General features: G+C 44.9%; 12 protein-coding genes. 9 read left to right on the top strand and 3 right to left on the bottom strand.

All coding sequences use genetic code 11. The features are described 5' to 3' along the window. Position 1 precedes the first annotated feature (1 nt). A complete protein-coding gene (locus F8C82_RS11105; protein WP_151693658.1) occupies positions 2-1,291 on the bottom strand; it encodes an aminopeptidase P family protein in 1,290 nt (429 codons plus the stop codon). 115 nt (positions 1,292-1,406) lie between these two features. Here F8C82_RS11105 and F8C82_RS11100 point away from each other — a divergent pair, with 115 nt between their 5' ends. The 8 genes from F8C82_RS11100 to F8C82_RS11065 all read left to right on the top strand — a co-directional run bounded on the left by F8C82_RS11100 (position 1,407) and on the right by F8C82_RS11065 (position 9,174). After that, positions 1,407-1,811, top strand: coding sequence for a response regulator (locus tag F8C82_RS11100; RefSeq protein WP_170266236.1), 405 nt, complete (start codon positions 1,407-1,409; stop codon positions 1,809-1,811). A gap of 112 nt (positions 1,812-1,923) precedes the next feature. Further along, positions 1,924-2,607 (top strand): succinate dehydrogenase cytochrome b subunit, encoded by a 684-nt coding sequence (locus F8C82_RS11095; protein WP_151693656.1) that lies wholly within the window; start codon positions 1,924-1,926, stop codon positions 2,605-2,607. An 11-nt stretch (positions 2,608-2,618) separates the two neighbouring features. Further along, the gene (locus F8C82_RS11090; RefSeq protein ID WP_151693655.1) at positions 2,619-4,619 is read left to right on the top strand and encodes a fumarate reductase/succinate dehydrogenase flavoprotein subunit; all 2,001 of its coding nucleotides are present in this window, start codon (positions 2,619-2,621) and stop codon (positions 4,617-4,619) included. Positions 4,620-4,645: 26 nt separating this feature from the next. Beyond that, the gene (locus F8C82_RS11085; protein ID WP_151693654.1) at positions 4,646-5,395 is read left to right on the top strand and encodes a succinate dehydrogenase/fumarate reductase iron-sulfur subunit; all 750 of its coding nucleotides are present in this window, start codon (positions 4,646-4,648) and stop codon (positions 5,393-5,395) included. Positions 5,396-5,758: 363 nt separating this feature from the next. Then, positions 5,759-7,150 carry a type III PLP-dependent enzyme domain-containing protein gene (locus tag F8C82_RS11080; RefSeq protein ID WP_151693653.1) on the top strand — a complete coding sequence of 464 codons (1,392 nt, stop codon included), beginning with the start codon at positions 5,759-5,761 and terminating at the stop codon, positions 7,148-7,150. Between the two features lie 38 nt (positions 7,151-7,188). Continuing rightward, positions 7,189-8,169: a deoxyhypusine synthase family protein gene (locus tag F8C82_RS11075; protein ID WP_151693652.1), complete on the top strand. Its 981-nt coding sequence runs from the start codon at positions 7,189-7,191 to the stop codon at positions 8,167-8,169. Positions 8,170-8,187: 18 nt separating this feature from the next. After that, positions 8,188-8,493 carry a hypothetical protein gene (locus F8C82_RS11070; RefSeq protein WP_151693651.1) on the top strand — a complete coding sequence of 102 codons (306 nt, stop codon included), beginning with the start codon at positions 8,188-8,190 and terminating at the stop codon, positions 8,491-8,493. Between the two features lie 9 nt (positions 8,494-8,502). Then, a complete protein-coding gene (locus tag F8C82_RS11065) occupies positions 8,503-9,174 on the top strand; it encodes an outer membrane beta-barrel protein (RefSeq protein WP_151693650.1) in 672 nt (223 codons plus the stop codon). Here F8C82_RS11065 and dprA read toward each other — a convergent pair. Both dprA and F8C82_RS11055 read right to left on the bottom strand, forming a co-directional pair. Next, positions 9,169-10,257 (bottom strand): DNA-processing protein DprA, encoded by a 1,089-nt coding sequence (dprA, locus tag F8C82_RS11060; protein ID WP_151693649.1) that lies wholly within the window; start codon positions 10,255-10,257, stop codon positions 9,169-9,171. The two genes, F8C82_RS11065 and dprA, sit on opposite strands and share 6 nt — an antisense overlap. A gap of 398 nt (positions 10,258-10,655) precedes the next feature. Beyond that, complete coding sequence (locus F8C82_RS11055) at positions 10,656-11,414, bottom strand: SDR family NAD(P)-dependent oxidoreductase (protein ID WP_151693648.1); 759 nt, start codon at positions 11,412-11,414, stop codon at positions 10,656-10,658. Between the two features lie 33 nt (positions 11,415-11,447). On the opposite strand from F8C82_RS11055, the gene F8C82_RS11050 reads away from it, so the two are divergent. Beyond that, the gene (locus tag F8C82_RS11050; RefSeq protein ID WP_151693647.1) at positions 11,448-13,754 is read left to right on the top strand and encodes a TonB-dependent receptor; all 2,307 of its coding nucleotides are present in this window, start codon (positions 11,448-11,450) and stop codon (positions 13,752-13,754) included. Positions 13,755-13,783 lie beyond the last annotated feature (29 nt).

Raw genomic sequence — 13,783 nt, 5'->3', positions numbered from 1 at the left:
CTCAACTGTTCATGAAATCTTCAATTTCTTCAACCTCTTTTGGAATACCGCGAGTGAGGTTGATGTGACCATCTTCCGTGATCACAAGGTCGTCTTCAATGCGAATACCGAGGTTTTCTCCAGGAATGTAAATGCCTGGTTCGCTAGTGAAGACATTCCCAACGCGCATGTCATCTGTCCAAAGTCCAACGTCGTGGGTGTCCAAACCAATATAGTGCGAAGTACCGTGCATGAAGTACTTTTTGTAAGCCGGCCATTTTGGATCTTCATTCTTCACGTCTGTTTTGTCCAACAGTCCTAATCCGAGCAATTCACTTGTCATGATTTTACCCACTTCCACATGGTAGTCATTCAGGTTGTTTCCCGGCTTGAGCATGGAGATGGATTCTTTTTGAACGCGAAGCACTGCGTTGTAAATCTCCTTTTGACGATTGGAGAACTTTCCATTAACGGGGAAAACACGCGTTACATCACAAGCGTAGTTGCCATATTCTGCACCTACGTCAAACAAAATGGTGTCGCCATCTTTACACTCTGCGTTGTTTTCAATGTAGTGTAAAACGCAGGCGTTGTAGCCCGATGCGATGATAGGTGTATAGGCAAAACCTCTGGAGCGATTGCGAAGGAACTCATGCATGAATTCAGCCTCGAGTTCGTACTCCATAACACCGGGCTTAATGGCTTTCAATACACGCAAATATCCTGCGGTAGTGATGTCGGCGGCCTTTTGCATCACCTCAATTTCCAAGCTGCTTTTCACCGAGCGGATGCGGTGCATGATTGGAGCTGAGCGGTCGTAGTTATGTGCAGGATATTTGTTCTTGCACCATTCAATAAAGCGGTCTTCGCGAGTTTGAACTGGTGAAGAATTGCGCAGATGTTCGTTTGTGTTAAGGAATACGATTTCTGCTTGAGTCATCATTTCGTTAAATACGCGCTCGAAATCTTGTAGCCAGAAAACGCTTTTAATGCCAGAAACTTCTTCGGCTTTAACCGCATCTAGTTTAGCACCTTCCCAAATGGCGATGTGCTCATTGGTTTCTCGAAGGAAGAGAACCTCGCGGTGTTCTTCCTTGTAAGCGTCTGGGAAAATTACCAAGATGGACTCCTCTTGATCTACACCTGATAGGTGGAAGATATCCTTGTGTTGCATAAATGGAAGGGTGCCATCTGCACTGGTAGGATAGATGTCATTCGAGTTGAAAACGGCAAGCGCACCAGCGGGGAGATGTTGGCGGAAGCGGTCTCTGTTATCGATGAAGATCTGTTTGTTAAGAGGTGTGTATCTCATGGAATAGAATTCTAATGGAACAATAGAAGTTCAAAGGTACGAGGGGCATAAGGATATGCCAATTATTATGGTCACTTCTATTTGCTGTTTCGCAAAGCCGTGTATCTTTGGGAATATGGACAAGAGACCTGCTCTAGTGGTTGTAGACGATGATAAAATCTACCACTTTCTGATTACTCAACTATTAGATTCTGCTCCAAACTTGCCATCAGATGTGGATGTGCACAAATTTTTTTCCGGTAAGGAATCCTTGGAGTTCTTTAGCTCTTCTGGGGAGACTTATGATAAGATTGTGATGTTGCTAGACTTGAACATGCCTGTCTTAACCGGGTTTGATGTACTCAACGCACTCATGAACAAGAAGGAGCTGAAATCTGTTTTGAGCGTATATATTGTGACTTCAAGTGTGAATAAAGCGGACCGTGACCTGGCCCACAAGTACGATTTGGTCAAGGGTTTTCTAGTGAAACCTCTAAAACCAAAGAGTTTACAAGAAGTGCTGGGTGATGAGTTTGGATGATCTATCTGAAAGCGTCATTTAGACAGATTCCAAATAGTAGGGAAACTTGGCTACAGGGCGGTTATGGACTATTTTTGTTCGACTTGAAAAACTGTTCCTAATTTCCAATTTTATGGCAACCGGTAAAGGTTTATTCGGAACGTCCCTCGCCAGAAAGTACTGGATGGCGCTGACGGGCCTGTTTCTATGCACATTCCTTGTGGTTCACCTTGCGGGCAATTTAGTCCTCTTAAAAGGTGATGCTGCTTCCGCAGATTTCAATGCGTATTCACACTTCATGACAACCTTCCCGTTGATCAAGATTGTGTCTTATGTATTGTACGCAAGTATTGTTCTACATGCTATTGATGGAATTGTATTGGCGCGTCAGAACGCTGCTGCACGTCCTGTAAAATATGCGAAGAACAACGCTTCGGCCAATTCTGGCTGGGCTTCACGCAACATGGCTCTTTTGGGCTTGATCACCTTGGTGTTCATCATCATCCACATGAAGTCGTTCTGGTACGAAATGCACTTTGGTAGTGTTTCTTCTACCATGATTGATGGAGAGGAAATCAAAGATCTCTACACAATTACGGTAGCCGCATTCCACGAGTTGTGGTATGTAGCTCTTTATGTTGTGTCGATGACGGCTATCGGTTTCCACTTGTGGCACGGCTTCCAGAGTGCGTTCCAATCTATGGGTTGGAATCACCCTAAGTACACTCCAGCGGTTAAGATTGTAGGTAAGATCTTCGCGGTTGTAGTACCGGGCTTGTTTGCCATCATTCCATTAGCAATCTACTTTACCAAATAAGATCTACTTCTATGAGTTTAGATGCACAAATACCTGGTGGAGCACTTAAAGACAAGTGGACCCAGCACAAGAGTAATGTGAGATTGGTGAGCCCTGCAAACAAGCGTCGCATTGATGTGATTGTTGTAGGTACGGGTTTGGCAGGTAGCTCCGCTGCTGCTTCTCTTGCAGAGTTGGGCTATAACGTTAAAGCATTCGCTTTCCAAGATTCTCCACGTCGTGCGCACTCTATTGCAGCACAAGGGGGGATTAACGCAGCTAAGAATTATCAAAACGACGGTGACTCTACCTACCGTTTGTTCTATGATACTATTAAAGGTGGTGACTACCGTTCTCGCGAAGCAAACGTTTATCGTTTGGCAGAGGTTTCGGCAAACATCATCGACCAGTGTGTAGCTCAAGGTGTTCCTTTTGCACGCGATTACGGTGGACTTCTCGACAACCGTTCATTCGGTGGTGTGCAGGTGAGCCGTACGTTCTATGCGAAAGGTCAAACAGGTCAGCAGCTTCTCCTCGGTGCCTATTCCGCACTTTCTCGTCAAATCGCGAAAGGTCGTGTGAAGATGTACAACCGTCACGAAATGCTTGATCTTGTAACCATTGATGGCAAGGCACGCGGTATCATCGCTCGTAACTTGGTGACAGGTGAGATTGAAAGACACGGTGCTCACGCGGTACTACTTTGTACGGGTGGTTATGGCAACGTTTTCTTCTTGTCTACCAATGCAATGGGATCGAACGTAACCGCCGCTTGGAAAGCACACAAGCGCGGAGCGTACATGGCAAACCCATGTTTCACGCAGATTCACCCTACGTGTATTCCGGTGTCGGGCGACTATCAATCTAAATTGACTTTGATGTCTGAATCTCTCCGTAACGACGGTAGAATTTGGGTGCCAAAGAATATGGATGATGCCATCGCTATTCGCGAAGGCAAGAAGAAGCCAACTGATCTTTCGGAAGAAGAAAGAGATTATTATCTCGAAAGAAGATATCCATCCTTCGGTAACCTCGTTCCTCGTGACGTTGCCTCTCGTGCAGCTAAAGAGCGTTGTGATGCCGGATTTGGTGTAAATAAAACGGGGCAGGCTGTTTACCTCGACTTCTCTAGCGCGATTATTCGCTACGGTAAAGAAGAGGCAAATGTTCAGGGTATTGAAAATCCATCTGAATCCAAGATTAAAGAATTGGGTACAAAGGTGGTAGAGAACAAGTACGGTAACTTGTTCCAGATGTACGAGAAGATTACAGCTGATAATCCATACAAAACTCCAATGATGATTTACCCAGCGGTGCACTACACCATGGGTGGCATTTGGGTAGATTACAACTTGATGACAACCGTTCCTGGTCTATTTGCGCTAGGAGAGGCGAACTTCTCAGATCACGGTGCAAACCGTTTGGGAGCATCTGCTTTGATGCAAGGTTTGGCTGACGGATACTTTGTTGCTCCTTATACTGTAGGTGAGTACTTAGCAGATGATATCCGTACTGGAGCAATCGACACAAACTCTCCAGAGTTTGACGCAGTTGAGAGCGAAGTGACGGGTTGCATCGAGAAGTTGATCAACAATAATGGTTCTCAATCTGTTGATACATTCCACAAGAAGTTGGGTCACATTATGTGGAACAAGTGTGGTATGGCTAGAAACGAGCAGGGATTGAAAGAAGCCATCCAAGAGATTCGCGCTTTGCGTGAAGAGTTCTGGAAGGATGTGAAAGTTCCTGGCACTGCCAATTGCATGAACCCAGAATTAGAGAAAGCGGGTCGTGTGGCCGACTTCCTCGAGTTGGGTGAGCTGATGTGTATGGATGCGTTGAACCGCAACGAATCTTGTGGTGGTCATTTCCGTGAGGAATACCAAACAGAAGAAGGTGAAGCACTTCGCAATGATGCGGACTACACCTATGTAGCTGCTTGGGAATTCAACGAAGATCCGAGTACGCCAAACCTTCACAAAGAGGAGTTGAAATTCGAGAATGTTGAACTTAAGACGCGCAGCTACAAGTAAGCTGACCATCATAAATCCGAGAAACTATGAACCTTACGCTTAAAGTTTGGCGCCAGAACGGAGAGAATGATAAAGGTGGTTTGGTAACCTATCCAATCTCCAATGTATCGGAGGATATGTCCTTCCTCGAAATGATGGACGTTCTTAACGAGCAAATCATCGCTGATGGTGGTGACCCTATCGCATTTGATCACGATTGTCGTGAAGGAATTTGCGGTATGTGTTCACTCTATATTAATGGTGAGGCCCACGGTCCAGGTAGGGGAGTTACTACTTGCCAGCTTCACATGCGTGAATTTAAAGACGGAGATACCATCTTTATTGAGCCGTGGAAGGCAAAAGCATTCCCGGTTATCAAAGACTTGATGGTTGACCGTTCATCTTTTGATGCGATTATCCAAGCAGGTGGTTACGTTTCTGTGAACACCTCGGGTAATACACAAGATGCGAATGCTCTTCCTATTGAAAAGGAGAAGGCAGACGCAGCATTTGATGCCGCTACTTGTATTGGATGTGGTGCTTGTGTAGCAACGTGTAAGAACTCTTCCGCAATGTTGTTCGTATCTGCTAAAGTGTCGCAATTGGCACTACTTCCACAAGGTCGCGTTGAAGCAACCGATCGTGTATTGAACATGGTTCGTCAAATGGACTTAGAGGGCTTTGGTAACTGTACCAATACTGGCGCATGTGAGGTTGAATGTCCTAAGGGAATTTCTCTTGAGAACATCGCTCGTATGAACCGTGAATACCTTGCAGCTAGCTTGACTGGCAAGTAAGCGTATCCTTCTTTAGATATTGAAAGCGACTTCCTTTGGGAGTCGCTTTTTTTTTAGGTCTGTAGCCAGGGCGTGCTTTCTTTTTCAGCAGTGAGGCGTAAGAGAAAGTAAAGCTTCTATGAGACGGTAGGATGTAACTCACTTAAAGTAGGGTCATTCACACTGTTTAACTCACTTAAATCATCTGCGCTGTATCTCTTTAGTAATCAGTGCTTAAAGGGCTTGCTGATTGGTAGGCGATCAACTTAACACAGCTTTAATGCTGTGTTTTCATCCCTCCATTGTAATTTAACTTAGTTAGATGCAAGAAAAGTGTTGCATGTAATTAAGTTGGATTTATATTTGCCCGCCAATTTTAGAAAGATGAAGAACAAGTATACCGACCTAATCGAGCAAACCTTTTACTGGCCTCAAGAGGAGTTCTATGTTGAAGATGACCAGTTGTCCTGGCACGATATCAACTTGATGGATATCATCAAACAGTATGGAACCCCATTGAAAGTAACCTACCTTCCCAAGATCTCTGAGAATATTCAGAAGGCGAAGCGTATGTTCAATGTGGCTATGGCAAAGGTGGATTATCAAGGGTCCTACAATTATTGCTATTGTACAAAGAGTTCACACTTCAGCTTTATCCTTGATGAAGCTTTAAAAAATGATATTCATATTGAGACCTCTAGCGCTTTCGATATCAACATCGTTGAAGATCTAGCCCAGCAAGGCAAGATTACTAAGGAGAACTACATTGTTTGCAATGGCTTCAAGCGTCCTCAGTACGTGGAGAACATCGCACGCCTCATCAATGACGGGTGGAAGAATGTGATTCCGGTAATGGATAACAAGCTCGAGGTAAGCGATCTGAGCTCTCAGCTGAACACCAAGACGAAGATCGGTCTTCGCATTGCCTCAGAAGAAGAGCCAAAGTTTGAATTCTACACCTCTCGATTGGGAATTGGCTACAAGGACATTGTACCGTTCTATGAGAATCATGTGGCGAAGAACGACATGGTTGAATTGAAGATGCTTCACTTCTTCATTAATACCGGGATCAACGATACCGCTTACTACTGGAACGAATTGCTCAAGTGTGTAAACGTGTATATCGCACTTAAGAAGATTTGCCCAACTGTAGACTCCTTGAATATTGGTGGCGGTTTCCCAATCAAGAACAGCCTCAATTTCGATTACGATTACGCGTACATGGCGGAGGAAATCATTGCCCAAATCAAGAGAACGTGTGATCAAGCAGGGATTCCTGAACCGCACATATTCACTGAATTTGGATCCTACACTGTAGGAGAAAGTGGAGCAGCATTCTACAATATTATCGGACAAAAACAGCAGAACGACCGGGAGAAATGGTACATGATTGATTCCTCTTTCATGACGACACTTCCCGATGCATGGGCGATTAACAAGAAGTTTGTCTTGTTGGCCATCAACAAATGGAGCGATCCTTACGAACGTGTATTGTTGGGAGGGCTTACCTGTGACAGTGACGATTACTACAACAGTGAGCAGCATTCCAACGCCATCTTTTTGCCAAAGTACACGAAAGAAGAACCTCTCTATGTGGGATTCTTCAATACCGGTGCTTACCAAGAATCGGTGGGAGGTTATGGAGGTATTCAACACTGCTTACTTCCTGCACCAAAACACGTTGTAATTGATAGAGATGAAAACGGTGAAATCCGCACAAAGCTCTTTGCAAAAGAACAGAGTTATAAATCCATGATGAAGATCTTGGGATATTGATTTTTGTCTAATTTGACCCGACTGAAAGAACATACGAGATGAGTAAAGAAAGAGGACCTATATCGCAGTTTATCGATCATCATTACAAGCACTTTAACGCGGCTGCTTTGATGGATGCTGCTAAAGGGTATGAGACTCACCTTGAAGAAGGTGGAAAGATGATGGTAACCCTTGCGGGAGCCATGAGTACGGCAGAATTGGGACGTTCCTTGGCCGAGATGATCCGTCAGGATAAGATTGCAATCATTTCATGTACTGGTGCAAACCTAGAGGAAGATTTGATGAATCTTGTTGCTCACACTCATTACGAACGTGTACCGCATTATCGTGATTTGACACCAAAGGAAGAGCGTGATTTGCTAGATCGTGGATTGAATCGAGTAACCGATACTTGTATTCCAGAAGAAGAAGCTTTCCGTCGTCTTCAACAACACATTGAAAAGCGTTGGAAGGATGCAGAAGCGGCTGGTGAGCGCTATTTCCCACATGAATACATGTATCAGATGTTGTTGGGTGGTGATCTAGAGCAATACTATGAAATCGATCCGAAGAACTCTTGGATGTTAGCTGCGGCAGAGAAGAACTTGCCAATTGTGGTCCCAGGTTGGGAAGATTCCACTATGGGGAACATTTTTGCTAGCTACTGCATCAAAGGAGAACTTCAGCCTTCTACCGTAAAGAGTGGAATTGAATACATGACCTGGTTGGCTAAGTGGTACACCGAAAACAGCAGTGGAAAAGGCGTTGGATTCTTCCAAATTGGCGGAGGTATTGCTGGTGATTTTCCTATTTGTGTAGTTCCAATGCTCTATCAAGACATGGAAATGGAAGACATTCCTTTCTGGAGCTATTTTTGCCAAATTAGCGACTCTACTACGAGCTATGGCTCGTACTCAGGGGCAGTACCCAATGAGAAAATCACTTGGGGAAAACTCGATATTGACACACCTAAATTTATTGTCGAATCTGACGCAACGATTGTAGCACCATTGATTTTTGCTTGGTTGCTTGAGTGGTAAATTCTATTTTGATTTCGGATGGAAAAGAAGCGAATCATAGTTGATTACAAGAACATCAACCCTGCGTTGATGGAGGTTCTAACCGACATTTATCCTGGCGGTTATGAAGATTATGAAGATGACATCATTACGTACAAGAATGCGGCCGGCGAAACCGTGAAGGCTATTCCATTGGAAACGGATGATACAAAGTATCTCTTCAAAATCTCTTCTGAATTGAAGAAGAAGGTCGAAGCGTACATCGACGATATGGATGAAGATGACGAATCTGAGTCTTCGGAAGATTCTGTTCCTGATGTAGCAGATGAGTCCGACGAAGACTAAATTTGATTTATGAAGAAATTACTGTTCTCATTGCTGTTGCCACTTACTGTATTTGGACAAAATATGTCCGGTCCAGAAGGTAAGTTCATTTATGATTTGACCTACGATTTACTCGTTCCTTCTCAATCAGTTGATGGACTTCAGCAAGAGTGGTATAGCAATGGGCACAGTTTTTCTTTTATGGGTGAAAGAAGCTTTGTGGAGGGCTTCGGTTTTGGCTATGGTTTCGGTTTTAGCATCCATAATCTCCACAACAACTTGGCGTATGTTGAAGTTGATCCCACTTCAGTATCGATGACTCTCCTCAGCGACAGTCTTTTCAACATCAACAAGCAAAATTTGAGTTACTTCGACATTCCGTTGGAGATTCGCTACCGTGGACGCAGCACTCAGAAAGGATGGTTTTTCCGCATGTCGGCTGGAGTCCGTTTAGGGTATCGCTTAACCGGATCAGCGTATCATCGAGCAGATGATCATGCCATTCGACAGTACCGAGTATTTACTACTTCGCCTTACCGAGCAAAAGTATATGCTAGGGTAGGTGCGGGTAAAGTGACCTTGTATGCCGGTTACGACCTGATTCCTATGCTTCAGGATCAGAATCCTCCTCCTAATGTTCCGGGTGATTTTGAAATCACCAAGTTTCGAATGATGTCCGTAGGCTTGAGTATCGTACTATAATAGAGTGTACTGTTTGCCCGGTAAACTCTTCACAAGTCCACGCAATTCTAATGTGGTGATCAGGGCGAAAACCTGAGAAATAGGTCTCCCTGTTGCACTCCCTATCTTATCCACTTGCATCGGTCCATACTGCAGCGCACTGATTATGGAGGCCTCCTCTGTACTCAGATCAATGGGTAGTGATATCTGTTTGGGTTTCGTGTTGCTCTCAGTTTCCCACCCCATTGTTTCCAGTAAATCACTTGGGGATGAAAGCACGCATGCTTCATTCTTCTTTATCAAATTAAGACAACCTGCACTGAGTGTGTCAGATACCCTACCTGGTACGGCGAAAACGTCTCGGTTATAGCTCGCTGCTAGTTGTCCTGTTATAAGGGCGCCTCCTTTTATGGCGGCTTCTACCACCACAGTCGCATCGCTCATGCCGGCCACAATCCGATTTCGTTTGGGGAAATTTGCCGCATCGGGCTTTGAAGTGGATGGGAATTCGGTAAGCAAGGCACCATTTTCTTCAATTTCCGTATAGAGCTTTCTGTTTTGATAGGGATATCGGTATTCGAATCCATGTCCCAAAACAGCGATGGTGGTACAGCCGTATTTCAATGCTGCTCGATGAGCGGTTGCGTCTATGCCAAGTGCTAGACCTGAAATGATAGTAGGTGAGATGGCGCTCCATTCTCGAATCATTTCGGTTGTGATGCTCGCACCATGACTCGTTTGATTCCGTGTACCTACTACGGCAACTGTGTGATTTGGATTGAGGTTGGCTTGGCCCTTCTTGAAGAGCAGAACGGGGCTATCAGCACATCGGAGAAGGCGCCTTGGAAAAGCTTCGTCTTTGTAGAATAGAATTTCAATTCCATGGTCAATGGCATACTTCAATTCCAAATCTGCCTTTACCCGCGGATCGGATTTGAATATGGCTTGGACACGTTCATTTCCAAGTCCTGGAACCTTCTCTAATAGGTGTTTTTTCTCGTTGAAAACAGCCTCTGCGCTACCGCAGAAGTCAACAAGAGCCCTGGCAATGACCGGACCTATTTTATCCACAAAGCACAGGGCCAGTTGGTAATGAACTTCCATTTTTGTGAGGTTTGGGTTATCACAAAAATCGAGGACTCATTTTGGAAAGTGTCCAATCTCAGAGCGCAAAATTTACCAGGGATATGGAATAAGGTTGAGTCTATGATTTTAGGAAGACCCTCATTCCATTTGCAATCGTTTGTATCCGTCTATCCTTTGGTGTGTAGTCAATATTCTTCCGAACTTGAGACTGGGGCTTGCGGGTACGCAGCCCCTTGGGGCGTGGGTTAGCTGCTAGGAACCATGCGCCAGACTTTAGGCCTTGATACACCAGGCCTCGAGCTTCTGTCACCTGTCACCAGGCCACATACACCAAACCTCCGTCACCAGTCACCAAACTTCAGACATCATACATCCCTCAAAGCCCATCTCTCACCTCTCAATGCCAACAGCCACCACTATTCTTCCTTCTTTACCACTATGGCAGAAGCTTGTGCAGTCGGAAGAATGAGCATGTCTGCTACGTTCACATGAGGTGGTCGAGTAACTTGGTAGGCGACGGCATCGGCGATGTCTTCAGCGAGAAGTGGATCAAATCCATGGTATGTTTCATCAGCTTTTTGTTGGTCGCCATCAAAACGGACGAGGGAAAATTCGGTCTCAACCATACCTGGAGCGATTTGTGAAACGCGAATACCATACTCAATCAAGTCAATGCGCATTCCACGAGTTAATGCGTCAACAGCGTGCTTTGTGCCGTTGTAGACATTTCCGCCAGGATAAACTTCTTTACCTGCAATAGAGCCAATGTTGATGATGTGACCTTTTTTACGTGAGGTCATGAATGGAATAATGGCTTTGCTGACGTACAAGAGCCCTTTAACATTGGTGTCAATCATTCGTTCCCAATGGTCTAGGTTGCCTTCTTGAATGGGCCCTTTTCCAGCAGCTAATCCGGCATTATTTACAAGTACATCAATTTTTTTCCACTCATCCGGAAGTCTATTTGCAAAATTCTGAACATCAGATTGAACACGTACATCCAATGGGTATACCATACATTTTCTTCCCTTGGTTTCGATTTTTTCTCGAAGGGTGTTTAATCGGTTCTCCCGTCTTCCTGTTGCAATGATGTCGTATCCTTCATCCGCTAAGCGAAGAGCTGTTGCCTCACCTATTCCTGAAGTTGCGCCTGTAACAAGTGCAATGCCTGCCATGATTCTTCGTACTTTTCTAATTCATTCAAAGCTATGAGAAAACTACTACTCTTTCTCGTTCTTTTCACATCGGTCGCATCATTTGCGCAGATTACTGTGATGGGGACGGTTCGCGATGAATCGGGTCCAGTACCCTCTGTTTTCATCTTCCAAGATGGAGTTCAGCTTGGGATGACCAATAATATTGGTCAGTTTAGAGTGGCTATTGATCCTACCCGTGAATTGGTTTTTCACGGATTAGGATACGAGGAACTGCGCGTAGGAGTCGAGTATTTTACTGAGGACAACCGCAAACAGCCTCTTGATGTAGTGATGCGGAAATCAACCCAAGTCTTGAGTGATGTGGTGATTACTGCGGGACGATTTGAACAAAAGACCGAGGAATCTCCCATTAGTATTGACGTTTTGAAACCATATCTGATTAAGGAGAGGGCACAAACCGAATTGGAACAAACCGTACAGCAAGCCTCTGGGGTAAACGTGACAGATGGTCAAATCAATATTCGAAGCGGAAGTGGGTGGAGTTACGGAGCTGGGACGCGCGTATTAATGCTTCTCGATGAAATGCCGCTCATTAGTCCTGATGCAGGACAAGCGCAATGGAGCCTCATTCCCACGGAGGCTGTGAGTCAGATTGAGGTAGTTAAGGGAGCAGCGTCTTCGTTGTATGGTACTTCGGCAATGAACGGAATCATGAATGTGAGAACGCTAGAGCCCACATATACTGACCATACTGATATTCAATTGTATCAAGGTTTTTACGACCAACCGCGACGTGCAGAGAATAAATGGTGGGACGGCATTCGCGGATGGACGGGAACTCAGTTTAGTCATACTTTTTCCCGAGGGGCAAATAAACAATACGGGTGGGTTATCGCCGGCCAGGCAGAGCATGATGCGGGATATCAATTCGATGTTCCAGATCATCGTGCAAGGTTCCTTACCAAGTTTAAATATGCGAATCCAGAGGCTCCGGAATGGGATTATGAAGTCATGGCCACCGGACTTTGGTCGGAGACAGGTGATGCTCTTCTTTGGAATGGATTCAATGAAGCTTATATCCCATTGGATAGTCTTGCAACGCGAACAACCGGTTTCGATTTTTTCATCGATCCAAAAGTTACTTATCACGGAGGGCTTGGAACGCATGTGTTGAGAGGTCGATTTATGGGCATAAACAACAATGCGAGGACGGAGACAACGAGTTATGAGAATTATAGTCAAATGGGTTTTGCTGAATATCTCTGGCAAGTTCAATTGGGAGACATTTTATTGATTTCTGGCGCTTCTGGTCAACTGGGAGCCAGTAATTCAGAGGTCTTTGACGGGGTTCACCAATTGGGAAATGGTGCCGCTTATGTTCAGGCCGAATATAATATGAACTGGTGGAAGGCCACGGCTGGAGTGCGTTACGAGGCGCTGACATTAGATGATAAATCTTGGAGCCGACCTGTCATGCGATTTGGACTCAATGGAGGATCTCAGTCAACTCGATTTAGAGCTTCCTACGGTGAGGGCTTCCGCTTTCCTACGATGGCAGAGATGTTCACAAGAACGAATGTCGGAGCGCTTCAAGTTTTTCCCAACTACAATCTGGAGCCTGAAAGTGGATCTAGTGTTGAATTTGGCTTGCGTCAACTGTTCAAGTTTGGAGGTTTTCAAGGCTACGCAGATGTGGCTGTATTCCAAATGAACTATCAAAACATGATGGAGTTTTCCTTTGGAAGATGGGGGTCAGGAGGGGCTACAGTGTTTGAAAACTACGGATTCAGAAGTATCAATATTGGAGACACTAAGGTAGAAGGGGTTGAGCTCTCAACGTTTGTGGAATGGGCTTTTTCAGAGTCTTCTTCTCTTAAATGGATGGGTGGCTTCACTTGGATGAATCCGAGTCCAGATGATCCCGATTATGTGTATGCTACTTATCCTGGTCTATTACCTGGTCAGCCAGACACCGAGATGTCTTATCAATCTACGTCTTCAAACCCCGAGAGCAACGTCTTGAAATATCGGTATCAAGTGTTGTTCAAGTCGGATCTACAATGGGATTGGTATCGATGGTCGGCCGGTACGAGTGTTCGCTACAACGATTTCATGCAGAACATCGATCAGATTTTTGTGGACCCTCTCTTTAGTCAGTTTATTCCCGGTGTTGAAGAAGCGCGTACCCATCAATCGAATGGAGATTGGCAAGTAGATGTTCGTTTAAAATACATGGCTAGCAGCGATGTATCCATTACCTTGGTGGTGAATAATCTTTTGAACCGAGAGTACTACCCTCGTCCCGCTTTGGTTGGCGCCCCTCGCAGCTATGTCATGCAACTTCGATATAACATTTAGCGAACATTGGGTTAGTAGTGCTTTCTCAA

It is taken from the genome of Phaeocystidibacter marisrubri (assembly GCF_008933165.1).
Classification (GTDB): Bacteria; Bacteroidota; Bacteroidia; order Flavobacteriales; family Schleiferiaceae; genus Phaeocystidibacter; species Phaeocystidibacter marisrubri.
The sequence above is the reverse complement of the archived record's forward strand: the minus strand, read 5'-3'. Positions and strand labels throughout refer to the sequence as shown.